This window comes from Jatrophihabitans endophyticus, from assembly GCF_900129455.1.
GTDB classification, from domain to species: domain Bacteria; phylum Actinomycetota; class Actinomycetes; order Mycobacteriales; family Jatrophihabitantaceae; genus Jatrophihabitans; species Jatrophihabitans endophyticus.
The window spans coordinates 1,018,520-1,043,280 of sequence record NZ_FQVU01000001.1 but is presented as its reverse complement, the minus strand read 5'-3'; the positions used below and the strand labels follow the sequence as shown (position 1 = coordinate 1,043,280).

The following is a 24,761-nucleotide window of genomic DNA, read 5'->3' as shown; positions in this document are numbered from 1 at the left end:
GCAACAAGTGGCGATGGTCGCGAATAGGCCCTTCGCAGGCATTCCCAGGTCGGCCGACCGCTCCTAGCGTTCGTCGGCGTCAGCCATTCTCCCGAGGGAAAGGACCCCCGATGAGGTCTCTGCTCACACGGACGCTGCTGCTCGGCGGCACGGTCGCCGCCGCCGGCCTGCTCACCGCGACCACTGCGCTCGCCCACCCGGCGCCGTTCACCGTCACCGCAGGGTCGGCGGGTTCGGGCACCGCGGTCGCGGTCACGGGCACGTCGGGCGCCGTGGCATTCAAGGACACCAAGACCGGGGTGACCTTGAACTGCACGGCGTCGTCGCTGAAGGGCTCGATCACCACCGGCAGCTCGAACGGCACGCCGGTCGCCACCGTCAACGGCACGGGTGCGTCGTTCAGCAACTGCACGGGCCCGGCCGGGCTCAAGTTCGCGGTCACCGGGTACGGCACGTGGAACATCAACATCACCGACTCGACGAGCGGCGTCTCGACCGGCACGGTGACCAACATCCGGGCGCACGTGGTCAGCACCGCGGGCCCGACCTGCGCCTTCGATGTCGGCAGCAACACCGGGTCCTTCGTCTCGTCGGGCACGTCGACTGTGAACCCCGGCACGGTGGCAGGCAACTACACCAACTCGTCGCAGAACCTCGCCGTTCCGGCGGTGACCGCCGGCAGCCTCGGGCTCTGGAACGTGCACGGCTCGGGTACGACCACCTACTGCGTGGCGGCCTCGGTCCTCGCTCAGGGTGACCCGGCGTCGTTCTCGGCCACCTACAAGATCGTGGCCGACGTCGCGGCCAACAACCCCGTCGCCATCAACTGACGGGTCGCTGATCGTCACGGCGGCCCCGCGCCACCCGCGCGGGGTCGCCGTCGGCGATGGACGCCCCGTCGATCGGGAGGAACGCACATGAAGCGGAGGAGCACCAGGGTCGTGTTGGCGGCGCTCGGGCTGGCATCGACCGCCGTGCCGGTCGCCGCGCCGGCGGCCGCGCACGGCGCGCCGTACACGGTGACGGCGGGGAATGCCGCCGCGGGGGCGGGCGTGCCGGTCACGTTGACGTCAGGGACTTTCGTCTTCAGGGACACAACGACGAATCAAGTGGTGTCGTGCACTTCGGTGACGCTGCGGGGAACGGTCGTGGTGGGCTCGAACGCCGGCAGGATCGGCACCGTCGACGCGCCGCGCTCGGCCTTCACCAATTGCACGGGGCCCGCCGGACTGAAGTTCACGATCACCGGGTTCGGTGTGTGGTTCATCGACGTCACCGACTCGACCAGCGGCGTCTCCAGCTTCACGATCGGCAACGTTCGGGCGCACCTGATGACTAACGCCGGCCCGACCTGCGCGTGGGACTTCGCCGCGCCGTCGGGTTCGTTCACCTCGTCGGGAACCGCGACGACCGCTCCGGGCGCGCTGCAGGGGGCGTACACCAACAGCAGCAAGCAACTTGCGGTCCCAGCGTCGAATCCCGGCTCGCTCGGGCTGTGGAACGTCCACGGCAGCGGCACCACCACCTACTGCATCTCGCCATCGGTCTGGAAGCAGGGTGATCGGATGTCGTGGAGCGCGACGTGGACTCTCGCCGCGGACGTCGCCGCCGACAACCCCGTCGCCATCACCTGACCGTTCGTCATCCCACAACCCACCGGAAGGTCGACACCATGACCCGTTCCAGCCGCCGTATCGCCACCGGCCTCGTCGCCGCCACCGCCGCGCTGGGGGGCGTGCTCGCGGCGGCCGCGCCGGCCGTCGCGTCCGACGCGCCGCCCGGGTCGTTCGAGATCGACTACGACGCGAACGGGTCGTCGCTGATCAAGAAGCCGAACTCGACGATCACGCTCGGCCCCACGGTGAGCAAGACCTACATCAGCGACTCCGGCGACGCGACCTTCACCGCCGACCTGCCGCTGCCGCCGACCAAGTCGACGTTCAAGCTCCTCGGGTTCGTGCCCGTGAGCGCCACGGTGAATTTCATCCAGGTCGGCCGGCTGCAGGGGCAGATCTCGCAGGAGCCGCCGATCCGGCTGACGGCGACCGCGCGCTACACGATCCGCCTCACCGACGTGAAGGCTGCCGGGCTGCCGACCTTCCAGGGAAACACCTGCCAGACCGTCACGCCGGTCACCATCCCGGTCGCCACGCCGAACGGCCAGCAGTTCGACCTCACGACCGGCGGCACGCTGTCGGGCACGTACACCATCGGGCCGTTCGCGAACTGCGGGTTGACCACCGGCCTCATCAACTCGGTCGTGCCCGGCCCCGACAACACGCTGACCTTCCAGCTCAGCAACGGCCGCTTCGTGGAGTAGCGAGACCGATACGTCGTCGGCCCGTCCCCGTTCGTACCGGGCGACGGGCCGGCGACGGCGGTTTCGTACCTGCTGCACCGGTTTTCGCCGTCATTCCAGCGAGGGTCTCGCGACCGGTCGACGGTGCGGGCTGCGTCCCTAGCCTTCGGTGCAGCCTTCGATCAGTCCCGCCGCCGTCCGAGAGGAAGACCATGAACCGAACCCTGCGCAAGGTAGCCCTGAGCGGCGTCGCCGCCCTCGCCGTCACCGGCGGCGTGTTCGCCGCGGCCGCGCCGGCGATCGCGTCCGACGCGCCGCCCGGGTCGTTCGAGATCGACTACGACGCGAACGGGTCGTCGCTGATCAAGAAGCCGAACTCGACGATCACGCTCGGCCCGACGGTGAGCAAGACCTACATCAGCGACTCCGGCGACGGCACGTTCACCGCCGACCTGCCGCTGCCGCCGACGAAGTCGACCTTCAAGATCCTGGGCTTCGTGCCGGTGAGCGCCACGGTGAACTTCGTCCAGGTCGGCCGGCTGCAGGGGCAGATCTCGCAGGAGCCGCCGATCCGGCTCTCCGCGACCGCGAAGTACTACATCCGGCTGACCAACGTGAAGGCCGCGGGGTTGCCGACGTTCCAGGGCAACAGCTGCCAGACGGTGGCGCCGGTCTCCATTCCGGTCGCGACGCCGAACGGCCAGGTCTTCGACCTCACCGAGGGCGGCACGCTCGCCGGCACGTACACCATCGGCAAGTTCGCCAACTGCGGGCTGACCACCGCGCTGATCAACTCCGTGGTGCCGGGCCCGAACAACACCGTTGCCTTCCAGCTGAGCAACGGCCGTTTCGTGGAGTAGGGAGGGGAGTGCGCCGGCCCGGTCCTGTCACCGGGTCGGCGCACTGCCGCGCCCACCGTGGTGGCCTCGGATAACCGCGACACCGCGTCACCCAGCAGGTGCACGAATTGTCCGTGCTGACACCTGCTTCCCTTACGCGAAACGGATTTCGGGCCTCGTCCAGCCGAACTCGCCAGTACGGGTTAGCGTGTCAGCCATGCACCACCGCGCCACCCCGTGCCGTCCGTGACGGCGCCGGAGGACGCGGCGGCACCCGAGTGGCCGCCGCGCCGTCGCTCCCCCCGCCGCCGCGCCGTTCCGCGCGAACTCGCGCACTACATGCGCCCGGTGCTCGACGAGCTCACCGCCGAGATCACCGACGAGGTCCACCACCGCATCGCCGAGTACGGCCCCGGCCCCGACTCGGTCAACCTCACGAGCACGCGGCTCGTGATCACGCAGGCCGTGCGCTACTTCGTCGACCACGTCGCCGACCCCCACGCCTCGCGCGCCCAGCTCGACGAGACGCTGCACCGGCTCGGTCGGGGGATGGCCTACGAGGGCCGCAGCCCCGAGGCACTGCGCTCGGCGTATCACATCGGCGCCGGCATGGCGTGGAAACGGCTGCACGCGCTGGCCGCACGGCGCGGGTTGCCGGCGGGAATCCTCGGCGATCTCGGCGAGGAGCTGTTCGCCTTCATCGACTCGCTCGCCGAGCAGTCCAGCCAGGGTTACCTCGAGGCACAGGCCCAGCTCACCGACGCCGCGCACCAGTGGCGCGGCCGGGTCCTCGAACTGGTGCTCGCCGGCCGGGCCGCACCGCACGGCGAGCTGGCCGCGCACGCGGCGGCCGGCGGGTGGGTGGTGCCCGAGAGCGTGGCGCTCGTCGCCATCAGCCCGACGCCCGGGGTGGAGCTGCCGTCGGTGCGGATGCTGCACCCGAGCGCGCTCGGCACGCTGCACGCCGACGACCCCGTGGTGCTGCTGCCCGCACCGCTCACCGACGCGATGCGCGACGAGATCGCGATCCTGTTCGCCGACCACCGCGTCGCGATCGGCTGTGATGTCCCGCTACTGGACGCCGCGAGCTCACTGCGCTGGGCCCGTCGGACGTTGGAGCTCGCCCGTACCGGGCTCATCGCCGACGCGCCGGTGCTCGACTGCCGTGACCACGTCGGCACGCTGTGGGTGCACGCCGAGCCGCTGCTCGCCGAGATCGTCGTCGGGTCCACCCTCGCGCCGCTGTTCGCCGAGCCGCGCAACAGCCGGCGCATCCTCGGCATGACCCTGCTGCACTGGATCAGCACACAGAACCCGTCCGCGCCGGCGATGGCCGAGGTGCTCGGCGTCCATCCCCAGACGGTGCGCTACCGGCTCAAGCGGCTGCGCGACATCTTCGGCGACCGTATCGACGATCCGCAGACGCGGCTCGAGATGTTCTTCGCCCTGCGCGCCACCGGGCCGCGGTGGAACGACGGGCAGCCCGCGCCGGACTGAGCGGTCTCAGCTGCCGAGCGCCTCGATCTCGACGGGCCGGTAGGCGTCGTCGTCGGCGTCGGCGAGGCGATGCTCGCCGTGGTGGGTGTGCTGGGTGTGCTCCGTCCGGCGACCCGTGACCAGATCGGCCAACGCCACCAGCAGCGCGGCGACGACGAACAGCAGCGCCACCAGCAGCCCGATCCGGAACGACGCCGCGTAGTCGCCCCGGCTGCTCACCAGGTGGGCGAAGAACGTCGAGCCGGCGGCGGCGATGCCCACCGCCGAGCCGATGCGCTGTCCGGTCTGCAGCAGGCCACCCGCCGTTCCCGCGTACCGCACCGGGACGTCGGCCAGCGTCAAGGTCTGGTTCGGGGAGATGACGAAGCCGTTGCCGAAGCCGGCGACCAGCAACGGCGCGAGCGTCGCGAGGCCGGTCCCGTCGTCGGGGTAGAGGCGGGAGGCGTAGAACGCGCCGACGAAGCCGGCGACGACGAGCACGAGGCCCAGCACGACGACCTTGCGACCCAGCCGGTTCACCCAGCGGCCGCCGATGGCCGCGGCGACGCCCGACCCAGCGGCGAACGGGACGATCGCGAGACCGGCGAGCAGCGCCGAGTACTGCTGCCCCGTCTGCAGGTACAGGGTGAAGACGAAGAACAGCGGCGTGAACCCGGCGAAGTACAGCGAGATCAACCCCACGCCCACGCTGTACGAGCGCAGCTTGAACAGTTCGAGGTCGACGAGCGGCTCCTTGCCGCGCTTCTTGTAGCGCAGGTCCCACAGCACGAACGCGGCGAGCAGCAGGGCCGCGGCGGGGACCAGCAGCCACTTCGTCTGCCCCTTCCAGGTCTGCTCCTGCACGAAGGGCAGCAGCAGCACGACCGCGCCGAGGCCGAGCAGGACGACGCCGACGAGGTCGAGGTCGTGGCGACGCCGCTCCCGGTCCGCCGACGGCCGGGGCAGGATGCGCCAGGCGATCGGCATGGCGACCAGGCCCACCGGGATGTTGACGAAGAACACGGCCCGCCAGCCGTGCTCGGTGCCGAACAGCTCGATGAGCGCACCGCCGAGCAACGGTCCGATCGCCGTCGAGATCCCCACCACGCTGCCGAACAGGCCGAACGCCTTCGCCCGCTCCTTGCCCTGGAACAGCTCCTGGATGAGCGCGCTGATCTGCGGGGTGAGCGTGCCGCCGGCGAGCCCCTGTGCGAGCCGCGCGAACACGAGGACCAGCGCGTTCGGGGCGGCGCCGCACACCGCGCTGGCCAGCGTGAACAGGCCCAGCGCGATGACGAAGACGGTCCGTCGACCGCGCAGGTCGCCCACGCGGCCCGCCGGGACCAGCAGCAGCCCGAAGGTCAGCGCGTACCCGGACAGCACCCACTGCAGCTCGCTCTGGTCGGCACCGAGGCCGGTGCGGATGGAGGGCAGCGCGACGTTCACGATCGAGACGTCGAGCAGCACCATGAAGCCGCCGACCAGGCAGACGGCGAGCGCCCGCCACCGGTTCGGGTCGGGCGCGGAATCGTCGGAACTCACCAGTACGCCGTACCCCGCCGTCGCCGGTGCTAGACCGCCGCCCCGCTGGTGGGGACGGTTAGGGTCGAACCGTGACGAGCACCCAGCGAAGCGGCGAGCGCGAGTACGTCCTCGCGCACCGTGACGAACTCCACGCCGACCTCGACGCCTGGCTGCGCATCCCGGGCATCAGCGCCCAGCCCGACCGGCACGCCGACGTCCGTCGTAGCGCCGAGTGGTTCGCCGAGGCCGCGCGCCGGACGGGGTTCCCGACCGTCGAGCTGCTCGACGACGGCCCCTGGCTGCCGGCCGTCTACGCCGAGTGGCGCAGCGACGACCCGGACGCACCGGTCGTGCTCGTGTACGGCCACCACGACGTCCAGCCGGTCGACCCGCTGGAGCTCTGGCACACCGACCCCTTCGACCCGACGGTCGACGGCGACGTCCTGCGCGCCCGCGGCGCGTCCGACGACAAGGGCCAGCTGCTCTTCCACCTGCTCGGCGTCCGTGCCCACCTGGCCGCGACCGGGCGTACGAGCCCGAAGGTCACCTTGAGGTTCATCATCGAGGGGGAGGAGGAGTCCGGCTCGCCGCACTTCGAGGAGCTGCTCGCCTCCCACGCCGACAAGCTCGCGTGCGACGTGTGCGTCGTCACCGACACCGGCATGATCGCGCCGGACGTCCCCAGCGCGGTCACCGGCATGCGCGGCCTCGTCGCCGCCACCGTCACGCTCCACGGCCCCGACCTCGATCTGCACTCGGGCCAGTTCGGCGGCGCCGTCCCCAACCCCGCCACCGAGATCGGCCGGCTCGTCGCCGCCCTGCACGACGACGAGGGTCGCGTGCAGGTGCCCGGGTTCTACGACGACGTCGTCGAGCTGACCGACACCGAGCGGGCCCTGTTCGCCAAGGTGCCCGGCGGCGACGAGGCGTTCCTGCGGGTCGCGCAGTCGCGTGCCACGCACGGCGAGGCCGGCTTCAGCACCCTCGAACGGCTCGGCGCGCGCCCCACCGCGGAGGTCAACGGCATCGGCGGCGGCTACCAGGGCGACGGCCACAAGACGATCGTCCCGAGTGACGCCTTCGCGAAGGTCAGCTTCCGCCTCGTCGCCGACCAGGACCCGGCCCGCGTCGCCGCCGGGTTCGAGCGCTTCGTCGCCGAGCACACGGCCGACGGCATCGAGGCCCGGGTCGCGTGGGAGGGCGCCGGCGTGCGGCCCTGCCTCGTCCCGCTCGACACCCCGGCCTACGGCGCGCTCACGGACGCGATCTCGGCCGCCTTCGACGGTGCGGAGGTGCTGCCGACCCGCGAGGGCGGCAGCGGCCCCGAGGCGGCGCTGCAGCAGGCGCTCGGCGCACCGCTGGTCTTCCTCGGTGTGGGCCTGCCCGACGACCAGATCCACGCCCCCAACGAGAAGGTGTCGCTGCCGATGCTGCACAAGGGTGCCGAGGCCGCGGCGTTGCTCTGGTCGGGCCTCGCCGCCACCGGTCGCGACGCCCTGCGCGGCTGACGCGACCCCGGCTGGAGGACGACGATGACGCGCGTGCGGTTCGTCCCGATCGTCGGGGCCGTGGTGCTGACCGGCCTGCTGCTGGCCGGCTGCGGGGCGGTCGTCGACGGGCAGGGGACGGTCGGTGGGAGCACCGCGCCCACCGACTTCCCGTCCTCGTCGGGTGCGTCGACGCCGTCGACCCCCGGTTCGTCGACATCCGCCCCGCCGACGTCGGCGCCGACGTCCGGCCCGAGCGGGGCGTCGGTCGACCTCACCTGCCCGGACGTCTCGTTCCCCAATGCGGCGTTGTCGTTCCGCTGCATCACGACCGGCATGCGGTTCAGCGTCAACCCGACGTTCCCGACGACGATGGTCAAGACCGTCGAGGCCGCCACGGGATGGTCGCTCGACACCGGCGCGACGGCCTACCTCGGCAGCGCGACCTCGCCGCCGGCCATCTCGAGCGACGTCCGCGCCGACATGATCGAGTCGGGGTCGTACGGGACGTCACCGAGCGTGCACCTCGACGGCGCGAAGTACCTGACCGTCGACGGGCACCGTGCCTACCTGACCACCGACACGGTGACGCTGAGTCGGACGTACGCGCAGAGCCGGGGTACGAAGGTGCGGACCGAGAAGCGCTGGCTGCTCGTCATCGCCGTCGGCTCGCGGTACACGCTCTGGTACGCCTCGATCCCGGACCTCGCCAAGCAGCTGTGGTCGAAGGTCGACGGCGTGATCTCCTCGATCCGGGTGGACGCCTGAGCGACGGGTGGAACGGTAGAACACCGCGGTACCGTTCCACCATGAGCCTGAACATCAAGAACGAGACGGTTCACGAGCTCGTTCGCGAGGCCGCGCGACGTACCGGCCGGTCGCAGACGAGCGTCGTCGAGGTCGCGCTGCGGCGCTACCTCGACGAGCTCTCCGACCACGAGTCCGAGCAGCAGCGCGACGCCGAACTCGACTCCCTGGTCCGTGACATGCAGCGACGGTGGCGCGATTCCACCGAGCCACCGTTCACGGCCGAGGATCTGTACGACCCCGAGACGGGGCTGCCCGCATGATCGTCGACCCCTCCGCGCTCGTTGCGGTCCTGACGTCCGAACCCGACGCCTCGGAACTGCTCGTCGCGTTGCGTACGCAGACCTCCACGCTGTCCGCCGCGGGCTACCTCGAAGCGGCCATCGTCATCGACAGCCGACGCGATCCGGTCCTGTCCGCCCAACTCGACGAATTGCTGCAGCGGACGAAGACCGGGGTCGTCACCGTGACGCCGTCCCAGGCGCGCGTCGCCCGGCAGGCGTATCGCGAATTCGGCAAGGGCTCCGGGCATCGCGCCCAGTTGAACTTCGGCGACTGTTTCTCCTACGCCCTGGCCGTCGAGACCGGCGAGCGGCTGCTCTACAAGGGCGACGACTTCGTCCACACCGGCATTCGCAGCGCGCTCGCCGGTCCGTAGGGTGAACCACGTGCCGCGTCCGAGGAAACTGCCGTCGCCGACGTTCGATCTCACGCACCACACGCTCGACAACGGCCTGCGCGTCGTCGTCGCGCCCGACCGCAGCGCCCCCGTGGTCGGGGTGGCCGTCCTCTACGACGTCGGCATCCGCTCGGAGCCCGAGGGGCGCACCGGCTTCGCGCACCTGTTCGAGCACCTGATGTTCCAGGGCTCGGCGAACCTCGAGAAGCTCGAGCACTTCCGCTACGTGCAGTCCAGCGGCGGCACGTTCAACGGCAGCACGCACTTCGACTACACGAACTACTTCGAGGCGCTGCCGTCCAACGCGCTCGAACGCGGCCTGTTCCTCGAGGCCGATCGCATGCGCAGCCCGCGCATCACCGCCGAGAACCTCGCCAACCAGCTCGAGGTCGTCAAGAACGAGATCCGGGTCAACGTGATGAACCGCCCCTACGGCGGCTTCCCGTGGATCCACCTGCCTGCGGTCCTGTTCGACACGTTCGCCAACTCGCACGACGGCTACGGCGGTTTCGAGGATCTCGAGAGCGCGACCGTCGACGACGCCGCCGACTTCTTCGACCGCTACTACGCGCCGGCCAACGCGGTGCTCGCCGTTGCCGGCGACCTCGACGTCGACGCCACGCTCGGCCTGGTCGAGCGCCACTTCGCCGCGATCGCCGCGCGCCCGGCGCCCACGCGGCCGAGCTTCGCCGAGCCGCCGCTGTCGGCCGAGCGGCGCGAGACCCACCACGACGCGCACGCGCCGATCCCTGCGGTCGCGATCGGCTACCGCCTCGCCGACCCCGTCGGCGACCTCGACGGACTGCTCGCCACGCTGCTGCTGTGCGAGGTGCTCAGCGACGGCGACGCCTCGCGGCTGCGCCGCCGCCTCGTCCAGCGCGACCACCTCGTCACCGACATCTCGGCCTACGTGGGCGAGTTCGGCGACCCCTTCGACGAGCGCGACCCCACGACGGTGACGATCAGCGCGCACTACGCCGACGCCGGCGCGCTCGACGCCATCCTGCGCGGCCTCGACGAGGAGCTCGCCCGCATCGCCGACGACGGTCTGGAGCCCGGCGAGCTCGACCGCGTGCGGACGCGACTGGTGAGCGTCCTGCTGCGCGACATGGACGCCGTCATCTCGCGCACCCTCGAGTTCGCGAAGTTCGAGCTCGTGCACGGGCGCGCCGAACTGATTGCCGAGCTGCCCGGCCGGCTGGGCGCGGTGACCGTCGACGACGTCCGCGCCGCCGCGCGCGAACTCACGCCGCAACGGCGAGCCGTACTGGAACTCGTGGCCGGAGGTGCCAAGTGACCGCCCCCACGACCGTCCCGGCGCTGACCAAGCCGCGCGCCGCCCGCGCGCTGCGCAGTGCCGAGGCAACGCTGCCCAACGGGCTGCGGGTGGTGGCCGTCCGCAAGCCGGGCGTGCCCCTCGTCGAGCTCCGGCTGCGGCTGCCGTTCCTCTCGGCGCGCGCCGGTCACCCGGCCCGGGCCACCCTGCTGTCCGACACCCTGCTCACCGGGGCCGGCGAGCTCGACCGCATCGGCCTGGCCGAGGCGCTGCAGGGCCTCGGTGCCGACGTCTCGGTCTCGGTCGACGCCGACCGCCTCGTGGTGGGCGGCAACGCGCTCGCCACCAATCTGCGCCCGCTGCTCGAGGTCGTCGCGTCGGTGGTGCAGGCGCCCGCGTTCGACACGGCCGAGGTCGACACCGAGCGGGCGCGCCTCGTCGAACGCCTGACCATGGCTCGCGCCCGCGCGGGCGTGGTGGCCGCCGAGGCGCTGTCGTGGCGGATGTGGGGCGACCACCCGTACGCCGTCGACCTGCCGCAGCCCGACGACGTCGCCGCCGTCACGCCCGCCCAGCTCCGCTCGCTGCACCGGTCGTTCGTCCGTCCGGGCGGCGCCGCGCTCGTGCTCGTCGGCGACGTCACACCCGACCGAATGGTCGGTTTCGCGCAGGAGGTCCTGGCCGACTGGACGGGCGACGCGCCGTCCACCCGGGTCCGGGCGCTCCCGACGCCGCCCGGCGGTCCGCTGCTCGTCGTCGACCGGCCCGGCTCGGTGCAGACGTCGCTGCGGATGGGACGCGCCGGGGTCACCCGCGACGACCCCCGCTTCGCCGCCCTGCAGCTGGCCAACCTGGTCTTCGGTGGCTACTTCTCGTCACGCTGGACCGAGAACATCCGTGAGGACAAGGGCTACACCTACGGCCCGCACAGCCGCCTGGAGCAGCACACGCTCGGCGCCACGCTGACCCTCGAGGCCGAGGTCGCCACCGAGGTCACCGCGCCGGCCATGCTCGAGACCTGGTACGAGCTCGGGCGCATCGCCACCGTGCCGGTGACCGCGGCCGAGGTCGAGTCGGTGCGGCAGTACGCGGTCGGCACGCTCGCCCTGTCGACCGCGACGCAGGCGGGGCTCGCGTCCACGCTGTCGGCGCTCTCGGCGTTCGGGCTCGGGCTCGACTGGATCAAGGAGCACGCGGCGCGGCTGCAGCGGGTCACCGTCGACGAGGTGAGCGCCGCCGCGGCCGAGTTCTTCACCCCGGCGCACTTCACGTCGGTGGTGGTGGGGGACGCGGAGTCGATCTCGGGACCGCTCGCCGCGCTCGGCGACATCGAGCGGGAGTCTTGACCGGTCCCGGGGACACCCCCGAGGCGCCGCCGCTGGCCCGCTCGGCCTTCGACCGCGCCGCGCACCGGCGCACCGACGACGACTGGCTCGCCGCGGCATGGTCGCGGTCGCGGGTCGTCGTCGTCAGCCCCCGCTCGGCCACTCCGGTGGGACGCGACGGTCGCGCCGAGTTCCGCGATCCGGGCGCGGCGCCCGACGGTCCGCGCCGGTTCCTCGGCGTCGTCGCCGACGTCCCGTACTTCGCGGTGACCGCGCCGGCGCCCGCCGACGCGGACGGCTGGCAGACGCTGCGCGACATCGGCGCGGTGAGCACGGATCTCGAGGGCGCGCTGCTGGCCACCGCGATCGGGCTGGAGCAGTGGCACCAGCGGCACGGTCACTGCCCGCGCTGCGGTGCGGCGACCGACGAGCAGCAGTCGGGCTGGGTCCGGATCTGCACCGTCGACGGCAGCCACCACTTCCCCCGCACCGACCCGGCCGTGATCATGCTGATCACCGACGACTCGCCCGGGCGCGAGCTCGCCCTGCTCGGCCGCGGCCACCAGTGGGGCGCGGGTCGCTTCTCCACCCTCGCCGGTTTCGTGGAGCCGGGGGAGTCGCTGGAGCAGGCCGTCGCGCGCGAGGTGTTCGAGGAGGTCGGCGTCCGCGTCACCGACGTGCGTTACGTCGCGAGCCAGCCGTGGCCGTTCCCCGCGTCGCTCATGCTCGGCTTCGAGGCACGGCTCGTCGGCGCCGCCGACCTCACGCTCGACCCCGTCGAGATGGCCGAGGCGGGCTGGTTCACCCGCGACGAGGTCCGCCGCGCCGCCGACTGGACCGACGACCTGCACACCCCGCTCGAGGGCGACGGGGCGCGGCTGCGCGGCATCCCGCCGCACTTCTCGATCTCGCGCTTCCTCATCGACCGCTGGCTGGCCGACGAGGACTGAGCCCGCCCCCGCGGGGCGGGAGCGGGCTCGGGCGGAACGTGGTGCGGTGCCGACCTGACGGCGGGCCGTGGGCGGCTACCTCGGTCATGGTCAGGCGTTACCCCGGCGGCGCACCCGCGGACGGCTCTCGATCGCGATCGTCTGCCCGACGAACGCGAGTGGCGTCCACCGTCTCGAACGCACGCCACATGCGGGCGTAGTCGCCGTCACGGGCGAGCAGCTCGTCGTGCGTGCCGAGCTCGGCGACCCGGCCGGCGACCAGCATGGCGATGCGGTCGGCACCCCGCGCGGTCTGCAGCCGGTGGGCGATGACGATGGTGGTGCGGTCGGCCGCGACCGAGTGCATCGCCTCGGTGACGCGGGCCTCGGTGGCGAGGTCCAGGTTGGACGTCGCCTCGTCGAGCAGCAGCAGCGCCGGGTCGGCGAGCTGCGCCCTGGCCAGGGCGATGAGCTGCCGCTGCCCGGAGGACAGCGAGCCGCCCCGCTCGCCCAGCTCGGTCAGGTAGCCGGCCGGCAGACCGGCGATCACGTGGTGCGCGCCGACGGCGCGGGCCGCGGCCTCGACGGCGGCGTCGGAGGCCTCGGGCCGGCCGTAGGCGATGTTGTCGCGGACGCTGCCGGTGAACAGGAACGCCTCCTGCGGCACGTAGCCGAGCCGGCTGCGGAAGCCGTCGAGATCGAGCGTGCGCAGGTCGTGACCGTCGATCGCGACCCGGCCGGCGTCCGGGTCGTAGAAGCGGGCGAGCAGCTTGAGCACCGTGGACTTCCCGGCGCCGGTCTCGCCGACGAGCGCGACCGTCTCGCCGGGTGCCACCGCGAGGTCGAGGTCGTGCAGTGCGTCGCCGGCGGCGATCACGGTGGCCGGGTAGGCGAAGCGCACGTGCTCGACGTCGACCGCGCCACGCGGGTCGTCGAGCGCGACGGGGTGGTCCGGCTGCGGCGTGAGGGGCTCGAGCGCCATCAGCTCGGCGATCCGGTGGACCGACACCCGCGTCTGCTGCCACGCGTCGAAGACCTGGGACAGCTGCTGGATCGGGCTGAAGAACATGTCGATGTAGAGCAGGAACGCGATCAGCGCGCCGACGGTCAGCGAGCCGGAGTCGATGAGCACCGCGCCCGCCCCGAGCACGAGCGCGTCGGCCACCGCGGCCAGGAACTGCACGAACGGGAAATACAGTGCGACGAGCCGCTGCGCGGCGACCCGGGAACGCAGGTAGGACGCGCCGAGCTCGTGGAAGCGCGCGCTCGTCGCCGTCTCGTGCGCGAAGGCCTGCGACTCCCGCACCCCGGACAGGCTCTCCTGGAAGTCGGCGTTGACGGTGGCGATCCGCTCACGCGACAGGTCGTACAGCCGCGCGGAGCGGCGCCGGAACACGACGGTCGCGACGGCGAGCGGCACGAGCACCGACAGCGTGACCAGCCCCAGCTCCACGTCGACCACGAGCAGGGTGACGCCGACGCCCACGAAGGTCACGAACGCGACGAGTGCGGAGAGCAGGCCGTTGGTGACGAGCTGTTCGAACTGGTCGACGTCGGTCGTCATCCGCGTCATGATCCGGCCGGCGAGCTCGCGCTCGTAGTAGTCGAGGGACAGCCGTTGCAGCTGCGCCCAGATGCGCACGCGCAGCGACAGCATGATGCGCTCGGCGGTCCGACCGGTGACGAAGGTGGAGCCGATGCGCACCGCGAGGTCGATCGCGGTGGTCACGAGGAACGCGATCGCCGCGACGAAGAGCACCGACTCGGAGCGCCCGACGACACCCTGGTCGACGCCGCTCTTCACGAAGGCCGGCCCGGCGAGGCCGAACACCGCGTCCAGGACGACGAGCACCAGCCCGATGGTGAACGCGCGCCGGAACTGGCGCAGCAGCCGCCAGAGCGAGAACTCCCGCTGCGGCGCGGCCTCCCGGGCGAGGTCGACGTCGGCCGAGTCGCGTACCGGCGGCAGCGCGGCGACACGGGCGAGCAGCTCCGGCGTCGCCGGCAGGTTGCCGATCGCCTTGTTCGCGGTGTTCGCGTTCGCGGTGACGTGGGTGGCGCGTTCGCGGGCACCACCGCGCCATGCGTCGTCGGTGACGCCGGTGCCGGCCCCGTCCTTGGTGACCGAGACGAGCGCCTCGATGTTGTCGCCGGCCTGGCGGATCGGCTCGTCCTCGAGGCCGGAGAGCAGCCGCCGGTAGTGGGCGCTGCGGGCGCTGAGCTCGTCGTGCGTCCCGCAGTCGGCGACCCGCCCACCGTCGAGCACGACGACGCGGTCGGCGAGATGCAGCGTGGAGACGCGGTGCGCGACCAGCAGCGTGGTGCGGCCGGCGAGGACGTCGCGCAGGCCGTCGTGGACGGCTCCCTCGGTACGGGCGTCGACCGCGCTGGTGGCGTCGTCGAGGATCAGCACCCGCGGATCGGTCAGGATCGCCCGGGCGAGCGCGATCCGCTGCCGCTGCCCGCCGGAGAGCGTCAACCCGCGCTCGCCGACCACGGTGTCGTATCCCGCCGGCAGCGCCAGGACGAACTCGTGCGCCTGCGCCACGCGAGCGGCGGCCTCGATCTCGGCGTCGCCGGCGTCGGGCCGGCCGTAACCGATGTTCGCCCGGATGGTGTCGGAGAAGAGAAAGCTCTCCTCGAACGCGACGCCGACCTGGCGTCGCAGGGAGTGCAGCGTGACGTCGCGCAGGTCGTGCCCGTCGAGGCGGACCGTCCCCGTCTGCGGGTCCTCGAAGCGGGAGACGAGCGCGGTGACGGTGGACTTGCCGCTGCCGCTCGCGCCGACGAGCGCGACCCGCTCACCGGCGGCGACGTGCAGCGTGAAGCCGTCGAGGACGGGGGAGTCGGGGTCGTAGCCGAAGCGGACGTCGTCGAAGAGGATCTCGCCGTGCACGTCGGCCAGCTCGACGGCGCCGGGGGCGTCGGCGATCGCCGGCGGCAGGTCGAGCAGCTGGAAGATCCGTTCGACACCGGCGCGGGCCTGCTGCCCGACGGTCAGCACGCCCGCGAGCTGCCGGGCGGGGGCGACGAACTGGCCGACGTAGGTGGAGAACGCGAGGAAGGTGCCGATGCTGATCGTGCCGTGCAGTGCGAGCAGGCCGCCCAGCACGAGGATCGCGACCTGCGCGAGGGTGGGGATCGCCTCGAGCAACGGCTGGTAGCGCGCGGTGAGCCGGACCGCGCGCAGCCGCGAGCCGTACAGCGTCTGCGCCGCGCCGGTGAGCCGGGCCAGCTCGCGCCGCTCCTGGCCGAACGCCTTGACGACGCGGACGCCGGTGACGCCCTCGTCCACGATCTGGGCGACGTCGCCCTCGTGCTGCTGGGCGTCCCAGGTCGCGGGGAAGATGCGCTGCCGCATGCGGTAGGACACCGCGAACAGCGCGGGGATGACGACGAGCGCGAGCAGGGCCAGTAGCGGCGACAGCACGAACATCACGACCACGGCCAGCACCATCAGCACGACGTTGCCGGTGACGAGCGGCAGGAACATCAACAGTCCCTGCACCAGCCCGGAGTCGGAGTTGGCGCGCGAGACGAGCTGGCCGGTCGGCAGCCGGCGCAGCGTCGCCTGGTCCAGGCGCTGCAGGTGGTCGTGCACGGCGTTGCGCAGGTCCAGCTGGACGGCCAGTGCCACCAGGCCGCCGCGGTAGCGCCGCACGTAGGCGAGCGCGAACGTCGCGGCGGCGACGACGAACAGCGTCACCAGCCAGGGCCACAGCGACGCGGTGCGCGCGATGACGACGTCGTCGACGATCTCGCGGGCGATGAGGGGGACCACGACCTGCCCGGCGCTACCCAGCAGGGCCGCGCCGAACGCCAGCACGACGTGGCGCCGGTGCCGCATGAGCTGGGCGCCCATGCGGCGCAGCCAGCCGTGTTGCCGGCCGGGCCCGGCTCGGTCAGGCAAGGCCGCGCACCGCGGGGTGGGACGGGTCGTCGAGCTTGACGACGACGTCGGCGAGCTCGCACGGGTGCACCGTGGCGTCGTACTCGTCGAAGGCGGGCAGCGTCCAAGCCGACTCCGGCGGGGTGTGCCGCGAGCGGGCGGCCGACGACATCGTCAGATGGACGACGCGGTCGAAGCGCAGCCCGAGCCCGAGCAGCAGCTCGCCGCTGACCAGGAGGACGGTCCCCGGCGCCGCGGCGACGGGCGCCGCGTGGGTGGAGCGATCGGTCTCGGGGTCGCGCAGCGAGGGCAGGTACTCGCCGCGCTCGACGATCGGCGCGAGGACCTCGCGCTGCAGCGCGCCGTGGTCCAGCCAGCCGAGGTAGGACTCGACGTCCTCCCGGCCGTACTCGAGCCGCAACGACGCATCGCGCCAGAAGAGGTTCGACCTCAGGTGGACGGTCGGCCTGCCGAGCGCCTGCAGCGGGGTGACGAGGGCGTCGGCGAGGGTCTCGGGTCGGGCCGCCGGCGGCCCGTCGAACGCGACCCGCACGGTGCCGTCGACGGTGGCGAGCGCCCGCGCCAGCTCGGCGACGAGCCGATCGGGGGCGAGGGCCCGCCACCGCGGGGTCTCGGTGGCCGGGTGGCTCACGCCGCGAGCTTGGCCTTCACCTGGGCGACGGAGGGGTTGGTGAGGGCGGTGCCGTCGTCGAACACGACGGTGGGGACGGTGCGGTTGCCGCCGTTGGCGCTCTCGACCACCTCGGCCGCGCCGTCGACGCGCTCGATGTCGACCTCGTCGTACCCGATGCCCTCGCGGGCGAGGCCGGCCTTGAGGCGCGCGCAGAAGCCGCACCAGGTGGTGGTGTACATCGTCATCATCGGCGGGTCGTTCTCCTCGGTTCGCTGGTCCTGCTGATTCGTACCCGGCAACACCGACACCGCGCGGGGTGTTCCGTCCCCAGTATGCAAGACGACTTGTACAAGAAACATTGCACAATGCTCGTTGTACGTTTACGGTCGGCGCATGACGCAGGAATGGACGACCCGTCAGATCACCGACGCGAAGGCGCTCGCCGCGGTCACGCACCCGCTGCGGCGGCGGTTGATGGACATCCTGTTGCTGGACGGACCGGCCACGGCGAGCATGCTCGCCGAGCGGACCGGGCAGGCCGTCGGCAACATCAGCCACCACCTGCGCACGCTGGCCGCGAGCGACCTCGTGGCCGAGGCGCCCGAGCTCGCCCGCGACCGACGCGAGCGGTGGTGGCGGCTCGTCACCCGCACCGTGCAGTGGTCGACGACGGACTTCGCCGACGACCCGGCGAGCGACGCCCTGGAGCGGGCCGCCTCGTCGCTGAACCTGGAGCGGCAGGCCGGCTACGTCCGGGCGTGGAACGAGGCCGACCAGGACGCCCGGGAGACGTGGGGCGAGGGGCCGTTCTCCACCAACACGTGGCTGCGCCTCACCCCGGCCGAGCTGGAGCAGTTCTCCCGCGAGTTCCGCGACCTCGCCCAGCGGTGGCGTGAGCGCGAGCTCCCCGACGACGGCGCCCGCCGCGACACGGTGTTCGTGTTCTGCCACGGCGTCCCGGCGCAGCCGTGAGCGCCGCGAGCGCCGCCGCCGGGGTCCGGGGGCGCGACTTCCGACTGCTCTGGTTCGGCGAGACCACCTCGGCGCTGGGGGCGAGCGTCACCGGTCTCGCGCTGCCGCTCGTCGCGCTCGCCGTGCTCGACGCCGGCGTCGTCGCGGTCGGCGTCCTCGAGGCCGTCACCTGGCTGCCGTGGCTCGTGATCGGCCTGCCGGCCGGGGCCTGGGTCGACCGGCTGTCGCGGCGGCGGGTGATGATCGGCTGCGACGTCGTGTCGCTGGTCGCGTTCGCGAGCGTGCCGGTCGCGGCGGCCCTGGGGGTGCTGAGCCTGGCCCAGCTCGTCCTGGTCGCCGCCGTCGCCGGCACCGCCAACGTCTTCTTCACCGCCGCCTACCGGGCGCTGATCCCGGCCGTGGCCGGGCCGGAGGAGCTGGTGGGCGCGAACGCGCGGCTGCAGGGGGCCGAGTCCGCGGCCCGCGTCGCCGGCCCGGGCCTCGGCGGCCTGCTCGCGCAGGCGTTCGGCGCGGCCAACGCGCTGCTCGCCGACGCCGTCAGCTTCGCGGTGTCGCTCGGCTGCCTGCTGCGGATGCGGGTGGCCGAGGCGCCCCGGCGGTCCGAGCCGTCCGTCCCGTCCGGGCCGCGGCCGGCGCTGCGCCGCGAGATCGGCGACGGCCTGCGCTTCGTGTGGGGCGACCAGCTGCTGCGCTCGCTCGCGGGCTTCGGTGCGCTCGCCAACCTCACGCTGAGCGCGTCGAACGTGCTGATCATCGCGTTCCTCGTGCATGACGTCGGCGCGAGCGCGGGGACGGCGGGACTGCTGCTGGCCCTCGGCGGCGTCGGCGGCGTGCTCGGCGCGGCCGCGGTGCCCTCGCTCACCCGCCGGCTCGGGACGGGGCGTGCGCTGGTCGCCAGCATGCTGGCCGCGCCGCCGGCGGCGCTGCTCGTCCCCCTCGCCGCGTCCGGGTGGCCGGTCGTGCTGTTCGTGCTGGGCGAGCTCGGCCTGGTCGCGGCCGTCGTCGCGGGCAACATCGTCCGCGCCGGCTTCGTCCAGCGGTACTGCCCGGCGGGGCTGCTCGGCCGGGTCACCGCCTCGCAGCAGGTCGTGAACTACGGCACGATCCCGATCGGGGCCGTCGTCGGCGGCGTGCTGGGGGCCGCGACCGGGCCCCGGACGGCGCTGCTCGTCGTCTTCGCCGCCTACCTCGCGAGCAACGGCCTGCTGGCCGCCTCCCCGCTGCGCGGGCTGCGCGAGCTGCCGACCCGCGCCGGGAACCTGTCGGACGGCGCTGGCAGTATCGGTGACCGTGCAGACCAGCGAGCGCGAGACGGCCGGGGCGGCGGCCGATCAGGTCCTCGCCGGGCTCGATCCCGAGCAGCGCGAGGCCGCGGTCGCGGTGCGCGGGCCGGTCTGCATCCTGGCCGGCGCCGGCACCGGCAAGACCCGGGCGATCACCCACCGCATCGCCTACGCCGTGCGCAGCGGTGCCGTGCCCGCGGGCCAGCTGCTGGCCGTCACCTTCACCGCCCGCGCCGCCGGTGAGCTGCGCACGCGGTTGCGCACGCTCGGCGCGCACGGCGTGCAGGCGCGCACGTTCCACGCCGCGGCGCTGCGCCAGCTGCAGTACTTCGCACCGCAGCTGCTCGGCGGCGGGCTGCCCGAGGTGCTCGACAACCAGCGCCGCGTCGTCGGCAACGCGGCCGCGCGGCTGCGGCTGAAGGTCGACCGCACGGAGCTGCGCGACCTCGCCGCCGAGATCGACTGGGCCAAGTCGGTGCTGGCCACGCCCGAGAGCTATCCGGCGCGGGTCCGCGAGGCCGGCCGCGAGACGCCGATGACGCCCGACACCGTGGCCAAGCTCTACGCCGAGTACGAGGCCACGAAACGACGCATGGGGCAGATCGACTTCGCCGACCTGCTGTTGATCATGGCGGCAGGCCTCGAGGACAACGCCGTGGTGGCCGAGGAGGTCCGCAGCCGCTACCGCCACTTCGTCGTCGACGAGTACCAGGACGTCTCGCCGCTGCAGCAGCGGCTGCTCGACGCGTGGCTCGGCGACCGCACCGACCTGTGCGTGGTGGGCGACGCCAACCAGACCATCTACTCCTTCGCCGGGGCGTCCCCCGAGCACCTGCTCGGTTTCCGGCGGCGCTTTCCCGACGCGGTCGTGGTGCGGCTGCACCGTGACTACCGCTCCACCCCGCAGGTCGTGCAGCTCGCCAACTCGCTCGTCGGCGGCGGCCAGTCCGGCGTCGAGCTCGTGGGGCAGCGGCCGGACGGCCCCGTCCCCACGTTCGCCGAGTTCGACGACGAGCCCGCCGAGGCCGCCGACGTCGCCGCCCGGTGCTCGCGGCTGATCGAGGCGGGCGTGCCCGCGGCCGAGATCGCGGTGCTGTTCCGCATCAACGCGCAGTCCGAGGTCTACGAGGCCGAGCTCACCCGCGCCGGGGTGCCCTACGTGCTGCGCGGCGGCGAGCGGTTCTTCGACCGTCCCGAGATCCGCGAGGCCCGGCTGCTGCTGCGGGGCGCGGCGCGCAGCGGCGAGGTGGGCGACGAGGCGCTGCCCGACGCCATCCGCGGCGTGCTGTCGAGCCTCGGCTGGTACCCCGACAACGCGCCGCCCGGCGGGGCGGCCCGCGAGCGCTGGGAGTCCCTCGCCGCGCTCGTCACGCTCGCCGACGACGTGCTCGCGGTGACGCCGCAGGCCCACCTCGACGAGTTCACCGCCGAGCTCGACGCCCGCGCCGGCGCGCAGCACGCCCCCACGGTGCAGGGCGTCACGCTTGCGTCGCTGCACTCGGCCAAGGGCCTGGAGTGGGACGCCGTCTTCCTCGTGGGCCTCACTGACACCACACTGCCGATCCAGCACGCCACGACGCCGGCGCAGATCGCCGAGGAGCGGCGGCTGCTCTATGTCGGCATCACCCGGGCCCGCGAGCAGCTGGCCCTGTCGTGGGCGCTGGCCCGTAGCCCCGGGCAGCGCAGGGGGCGGCGCGCCAGCCGCTTCCTCGACGGGCTGCGGCCGGCCACCCCGCCGCCGGTCGCGAGCCGCAAGCGCCCCAAGGCCGCCGCCGCCGAGGACGCCGAGCTCTTCGGTCGGCTGCGCACCTGGCGCAAGGCGCAGGCCGAGTCGCAGAGCGTTCCGCCCTACGTGGTGTTCAGCGACGCGACCCTCGTCGCCATCGCCGACGCACACCCCACGTCGCGGGCCGGCCTCGCGCAGATCTCCGGCGTCGGGCCGACGAAGCTCACCCGCTACGCCGACCCCGTCCTCGCCCTGCTCGGCGGTGCCGACCCCGCCGACGTCGCCCCCGTCCCCGTCACCTGACCCGCGCCAGCCGGGGGCGGCGTGACGGCCGGAACACGCGGCGAGTTGCGGTCGCGGCGGCCCACTCGTGCGAATTCGCCGTATGGTCGGGTGGCAGTTGCCTAATCGAGGAGCTGAGCCGCGTGTGCGGTATCGCCGTCGTCCATGACCTCGCCCCCACGCCCGAACGCCTGCGCGCGACGACCGCCCTGGGCGAGTCGATGCTCGGGCCGATCGCGCACCGTGGCCCGGACGGCCAGGGGTCCCGGCTCGTCGGGCCGACCTGGCTCGGTCACACCAGGCTCGCCATCGTCGACCTCGACGGCGGGCAGCAGCCGCTGCGCGGCGGGCGGTCCGAGCGCTGGGTCGTCGCCAACGGCGAGATCTACAACCACGACGAGCTGCGCGCGCGGCTGCCCGGCCCCTTCGCCACGCAGTCCGACAGCGAGGTGATCCTGCACGTCATCGACGCCGGCGGCACCGACGACATCCACGACATGCGAGGCATGTACGCCTTCGCCGTGGCCGACGCGGACGGCGGTCTCGTGCTCGCCCGCGACCCGCTCGGCGTCAAGCCGCTGTACTGGGCGCGGCACGACGACCGGCTGCTCGCCGCGTCCGAGCTCGGCGCCTTCCCCGACGACGTGCGCCCGGTCGTCGAGGAGTTCCCGCCCGGCCATCACTGGACGCCCGACGCGGGGCTCGTCCCGTTCGTCGACCTGCGCACCGATCCGCTCGGCGTGGACGAGCCGGTCGGCGCGCCCTACGCCACCAGGGACGAGGCGCGCACCGCGATCCGCGAGACGCTGGTGAAGGGCGTACGGGACCGGATGATGGCCGACGTCCCGGTCGGCGTCTTCCTGTCCGGGGGACTCGACTCGAGCATCGTCGCGGCGATCCTGGCGCGCGAGTCCGAGCCGGGCATGCCGGTCCACTCGTTCGCGGCGGGCACGGCCGACAGCAGCGACCTCGCCGCCGCGCGCGTCGTCGCCGACCACCTCGGCCTCGTGCACCACGAGCGCGTGTACACCGACGACGAGGTCGTGGCCGTGCTGCCCGACGTCGTCTGCTCGATCGAGAGCTACGAGCCGTCGCTGGTGCGCAGTGCCGTGCCCAACTACCTGCTGGCCGAGCTGGCGGCGCAGCACGTCAAGGTCGTGCTCACCGGCGAGGGCGCCGACGAGCTGTTCGCCGGCTACCATCACCTGCGCGAGCTCGACATGCCGGCGCTGCGCGACGCGCTCGTCAGCGGCATCGAGACCCTGCACCACCTCAACCTGCAGCGTTGCGACCGCGTCACGATGGCGCACGGGCTCGAGGCGCGCGTGCCGTTCCTCTCGCGTGAGCTGCTCGCGGTCGCGCAGCGCGTCCCGCTGGAGTGGAAGCTGCTCGGCGAGGACGGCCAGGAGAAGGCGATCCTGCGCGAGGCCTTCGAGGGGTGGGTGCCGCAGGAGATCCTGTGGCGGCGCAAGGAGCAGTTCGGGGACGGGTCCGGCACGGCCGACGTCATGGGCCGGCAGGCCGAGGCGCTCGTCCCCGACCAGGACTGGCGCGCGATCCGCATCCCCGGCCTGCCCGAGGCCCGCAGCCGTGAGGAGCTCGGCTACCAGCGCATCTTCGCCGACCATCTCGGCGGCATCCGGGCCGAGCAGGTGCTGGGGCGCTTCGCGACCGCCTGACCGTCCCGTCACGGCCGCGATCGGACGGCGGGGAGGCCGTCACGTCTTGGCAACACGGGCATGTCACGCTGTGCCGATGCAACCGGTGCAGCCCGACGACTGGGGGACCGCGGCGCGCGCGCTCACGCCGTCGCCCGGCCCGACGACGCTGCCCGCGACGCAGCTCGCGCAGCTGGTCGGCGCCGGCGAGCTGTCGGCGGAGGACGTCGTCGGCGCCCACCTGCGCCGGGTCGCCGAGGTCGGCGCCACGATCCACGCCCTGGTCCAGCTCGACAGCGAAGGAGCGCTGACTCGGGCCGCGCACCTCGACGCCGAGCGGCTGTCCGGGCGATCACTCGGTCCGCTCGGCGGCGTCCCGTTCGTCGTCAAGGACAACGTCGACGTCCGCGCGCAGACGACGGCGAGCGGCTCCCGCGCCCACGCGGGGGTCGTCGCGCTGCGCGACGCGCCGGTCGTCACCCGCCTGCTCGACGCCGGCGCCGTGCTGCTGGGCCGGGCCAACATGGACGAGCTCGCGATGGGAGCGTCGACCCACACCTCGGCCTTCGGCCCGACGCGCAACCCGTGGGACCTGCGGTGCAGCCCGGGCGGCAGCAGTGGGGGAAGCGCCGCGGCCGTGGCCGCCGGGCTGGCGGCGTGCTCGATCGGGACCGACACCGGAGGGTCGATCCGCGAGCCCGCCTCGCAGTGCGGCGTCGTCGGCATGGCGCCCACGCCCGGGCTGGTGCCGGTCGAGGGCACCGTCCCCTTCGCCACGGACCTCGACCGGGTGGGGCCACTGGCGCGCACGGTCGCCGACACCGCGCTGCTGCTCGCCGTCATGTCCGGTCGTCCCGACCTCGCCGCGGCCGCGCTGCACCCGAGCGGCCTGCGCCGGCTCCGGGTCGGGGTGGTCGACGAGCTGTGCGGATCCCGCAACCACGCGGGAGTGCTCGCCCGGTTGGACGTCACCCGCAGCGTGCTCGCCGAGCTGGGCGTCGAGGTCGTGCCGGTGTCGATGCCCGACGGCCTCGCCGCGCTGGGCGCGTACATGACGATCACCTCGGCGGCGTGCGTCCCGTCGCTCGAGCCCTACGTGCGGACCGGACAGGCCGGCGAGGAGGTCGTGCGCCGCTTCGAGCTCGGTCGTGAGCTGTGCGAACACGGCGGTGCCGAGCTGGCGGCGGCCGAGCGGGTGCGCGACAACCTGGTCGGTCAGACGCGCGACGCGCTCGCCGCGTGCGACGTGCTGCTCTCGCCCACCATGCCGACGACCGCGCCGAGACTGTTCGACGAGACCGGCAACCGCCGCGACATCCACGCGGAGGTGCTCGCCGATCCCATGACGGCGCCGTACACCGACTGCTGGACGGTCATCGCCAACCTCACCGGCCTGCCGTCGCTCTCGCTGCCCGCCGGCCGGTCCCCCGAGGACGGCATGCCCGTCGGCATGATGCTCTCCGGTCGGCCCGGGGCCGACGGGGACCTGCTCGCGCTCGCCGCCGCGCTGGAGGCCGACGGGCTGTCGGCCCGCTGACCCGCGGCGTCGCCCGACGGACAGCCGACCGGGGCGCGCGCCGGCGCAGGACGGTCCCGGGGGACGTGCGCACGACTACTCTGTGCGCCGCGGATTAATTCGCTTGCGCGCTCATTCGAGCCGCCGATAGCCTCCTGGC

Annotated in this window: 20 protein-coding genes and 1 pseudogene; 17 read left to right on the top strand and 4 right to left on the bottom strand. The window is 73.1% G+C overall.

Features of this window, described 5'->3' with window-relative positions; translation table 11 throughout:
• The first annotated feature begins 110 nt into the window (after positions 1-110).
• The 5 genes from BUE29_RS04895 (at position 111) to BUE29_RS04870 (ending at position 4,635) form a co-directional block, all read left to right on the top strand.
• Positions 111-830, top strand: a complete 720-nt coding sequence (locus tag BUE29_RS04895; protein ID WP_073386493.1) for a hypothetical protein — start codon at positions 111-113, stop codon at positions 828-830.
• 114 nt (positions 831-944) lie between these two features.
• Positions 945-1,634 (top strand): hypothetical protein, encoded by a 690-nt coding sequence (locus BUE29_RS04885; protein WP_143167976.1) that lies wholly within the window; start codon positions 945-947, stop codon positions 1,632-1,634.
• A 38-nt stretch (positions 1,635-1,672) separates the two neighbouring features.
• Entirely contained in the window at positions 1,673-2,320 is a 648-nt protein-coding gene (locus BUE29_RS04880; RefSeq protein ID WP_084180689.1) for a hypothetical protein, read from the top strand.
• A gap of 191 nt (positions 2,321-2,511) precedes the next feature.
• Complete coding sequence (locus BUE29_RS04875; protein ID WP_084180688.1) at positions 2,512-3,159, top strand: hypothetical protein; 648 nt, start codon at positions 2,512-2,514, stop codon at positions 3,157-3,159.
• A 225-nt stretch (positions 3,160-3,384) separates the two neighbouring features.
• A complete protein-coding gene (locus tag BUE29_RS04870) occupies positions 3,385-4,635 on the top strand; it encodes a PucR family transcriptional regulator (RefSeq protein ID WP_143167975.1) in 1,251 nt (416 codons plus the stop codon).
• A gap of 6 nt (positions 4,636-4,641) precedes the next feature.
• On the opposite strand, the gene BUE29_RS04865 is transcribed toward BUE29_RS04870, so the two are convergent.
• Positions 4,642-6,156 (bottom strand): MFS transporter, encoded by a 1,515-nt coding sequence (locus BUE29_RS04865; protein WP_073386488.1) that lies wholly within the window; start codon positions 6,154-6,156, stop codon positions 4,642-4,644.
• A gap of 71 nt (positions 6,157-6,227) precedes the next feature.
• Here BUE29_RS04865 and BUE29_RS04860 point away from each other — a divergent pair, with 71 nt between their 5' ends.
• From BUE29_RS04860 to nudC, 7 genes are read left to right on the top strand one after another with little or no spacing between them, the layout of a single operon-like run.
• Positions 6,228-7,646 carry a M20/M25/M40 family metallo-hydrolase gene (locus BUE29_RS04860; RefSeq protein WP_073386485.1) on the top strand — a complete coding sequence of 473 codons (1,419 nt, stop codon included), beginning with the start codon at positions 6,228-6,230 and terminating at the stop codon, positions 7,644-7,646.
• 24 nt (positions 7,647-7,670) lie between these two features.
• Positions 7,671-8,393 carry a hypothetical protein gene (locus BUE29_RS22340; RefSeq protein WP_073386483.1) on the top strand — a complete coding sequence of 241 codons (723 nt, stop codon included), beginning with the start codon at positions 7,671-7,673 and terminating at the stop codon, positions 8,391-8,393.
• A 41-nt stretch (positions 8,394-8,434) separates the two neighbouring features.
• Positions 8,435-8,695 carry a type II toxin-antitoxin system VapB family antitoxin gene (locus BUE29_RS22335; protein WP_073386481.1) on the top strand — a complete coding sequence of 87 codons (261 nt, stop codon included), beginning with the start codon at positions 8,435-8,437 and terminating at the stop codon, positions 8,693-8,695.
• Positions 8,692-9,090, top strand: a complete 399-nt coding sequence (locus tag BUE29_RS04845; protein WP_073386478.1) for a type II toxin-antitoxin system VapC family toxin — start codon at positions 8,692-8,694, stop codon at positions 9,088-9,090. Before BUE29_RS22335 ends, BUE29_RS04845 begins: the two co-directional genes overlap by 4 nt.
• Positions 9,091-9,100: 10 nt before the next feature.
• Positions 9,101-10,408 (top strand): M16 family metallopeptidase, encoded by a 1,308-nt coding sequence (locus BUE29_RS04840; RefSeq protein ID WP_073387127.1) that lies wholly within the window; start codon positions 9,101-9,103, stop codon positions 10,406-10,408.
• Positions 10,405-11,733 (top strand): M16 family metallopeptidase, encoded by a 1,329-nt coding sequence (locus tag BUE29_RS04835; protein ID WP_073386476.1) that lies wholly within the window; start codon positions 10,405-10,407, stop codon positions 11,731-11,733. The genes BUE29_RS04840 and BUE29_RS04835 overlap by 4 nt, the downstream gene beginning before the upstream one ends.
• Positions 11,730-12,662 carry an NAD(+) diphosphatase gene (gene nudC, locus BUE29_RS04830; protein ID WP_073386473.1) on the top strand — a complete coding sequence of 311 codons (933 nt, stop codon included), beginning with the start codon at positions 11,730-11,732 and terminating at the stop codon, positions 12,660-12,662. The genes BUE29_RS04835 and nudC overlap by 4 nt, the downstream gene beginning before the upstream one ends.
• A gap of 97 nt (positions 12,663-12,759) precedes the next feature.
• Here nudC and BUE29_RS04825 read toward each other — a convergent pair whose 3' ends face one another.
• Genes BUE29_RS04825 through BUE29_RS04815 form a run of 3 tightly spaced genes read right to left on the bottom strand, consistent with a single transcriptional unit; the run spans position 12,760 to position 17,412 of the window.
• Entirely contained in the window at positions 12,760-16,503 is a 3,744-nt protein-coding gene (locus BUE29_RS04825) for an ABC transporter ATP-binding protein (protein WP_143168006.1), read from the bottom strand.
• Positions 16,504-16,543: 40 nt separating this feature from the next.
• Positions 16,544-17,182, bottom strand: coding sequence for a nucleoside/nucleotide kinase family protein (locus BUE29_RS04820; protein ID WP_073386471.1), 639 nt, complete (start codon positions 17,180-17,182; stop codon positions 16,544-16,546).
• The gene (locus BUE29_RS04815) at positions 17,179-17,412 is read right to left on the bottom strand and encodes a mycoredoxin (protein WP_073387124.1); all 234 of its coding nucleotides are present in this window, start codon (positions 17,410-17,412) and stop codon (positions 17,179-17,181) included. The genes BUE29_RS04820 and BUE29_RS04815 overlap by 4 nt, the downstream gene beginning before the upstream one ends.
• 145 nt (positions 17,413-17,557) lie before the next feature.
• Between BUE29_RS04815 and BUE29_RS04810 the strand changes: the two genes are divergently transcribed.
• The 5 genes and pseudogenes from BUE29_RS04810 (at position 17,558) to BUE29_RS04790 (ending at position 24,622) form a co-directional block, all read left to right on the top strand.
• The gene (locus BUE29_RS04810) at positions 17,558-18,136 is read left to right on the top strand and encodes an ArsR/SmtB family transcription factor (RefSeq protein ID WP_073386468.1); all 579 of its coding nucleotides are present in this window, start codon (positions 17,558-17,560) and stop codon (positions 18,134-18,136) included.
• Positions 18,133-19,308 (top strand): annotated as a pseudogene (locus BUE29_RS23040) (MFS transporter); the annotation flags it as partial. The gene BUE29_RS04810 and the pseudogene BUE29_RS23040, both read left to right, overlap by 4 nt.
• A 112-nt stretch (positions 19,309-19,420) precedes the next feature.
• Positions 19,421-21,448, top strand: a complete 2,028-nt coding sequence (locus BUE29_RS04800) for an ATP-dependent helicase (protein WP_073386460.1) — start codon at positions 19,421-19,423, stop codon at positions 21,446-21,448.
• A 122-nt stretch (positions 21,449-21,570) separates the two neighbouring features.
• Positions 21,571-23,106, top strand: a complete 1,536-nt coding sequence (asnB, locus tag BUE29_RS04795) for an asparagine synthase (glutamine-hydrolyzing) (RefSeq protein ID WP_200800035.1) — start codon at positions 21,571-21,573, stop codon at positions 23,104-23,106.
• A gap of 76 nt (positions 23,107-23,182) precedes the next feature.
• The gene (locus BUE29_RS04790; RefSeq protein WP_143167974.1) at positions 23,183-24,622 is read left to right on the top strand and encodes an amidase; all 1,440 of its coding nucleotides are present in this window, start codon (positions 23,183-23,185) and stop codon (positions 24,620-24,622) included.
• Positions 24,623-24,761: the final 139 nt, after the last annotated feature.

Coding starts and splice junctions, on each gene's coding strand:
- BUE29_RS04895 (WP_073386493.1), top strand. CDS start 111: ATGAGGTCTCTGCTCACACGGACGCTGCTGCTCGGCGGCACGGTCGCC.
- BUE29_RS04880 (WP_084180689.1), top strand. CDS start 1,673: ATGACCCGTTCCAGCCGCCGTATCGCCACCGGCCTCGTCGCCGCCACC.
- BUE29_RS04875 (WP_084180688.1), top strand. CDS start 2,512: ATGAACCGAACCCTGCGCAAGGTAGCCCTGAGCGGCGTCGCCGCCCTC.
- BUE29_RS22340 (WP_073386483.1), top strand. CDS start 7,671: ATGACGCGCGTGCGGTTCGTCCCGATCGTCGGGGCCGTGGTGCTGACC.
- BUE29_RS22335 (WP_073386481.1), top strand. CDS start 8,435: ATGAGCCTGAACATCAAGAACGAGACGGTTCACGAGCTCGTTCGCGAG.
- BUE29_RS04845 (WP_073386478.1), top strand. CDS start 8,692: ATGATCGTCGACCCCTCCGCGCTCGTTGCGGTCCTGACGTCCGAACCC.
- BUE29_RS04825 (WP_143168006.1), bottom strand. CDS start 16,503: ATGGGCGCCCAGCTCATGCGGCACCGGCGCCACGTCGTGCTGGCGTTC.
- BUE29_RS04815 (WP_073387124.1), bottom strand. CDS start 17,412: ATGATGACGATGTACACCACCACCTGGTGCGGCTTCTGCGCGCGCCTC.
- BUE29_RS04810 (WP_073386468.1), top strand. CDS start 17,558: ATGACGCAGGAATGGACGACCCGTCAGATCACCGACGCGAAGGCGCTC.
- BUE29_RS04790 (WP_143167974.1), top strand. CDS start 23,183: ATGCAACCGGTGCAGCCCGACGACTGGGGGACCGCGGCGCGCGCGCTC.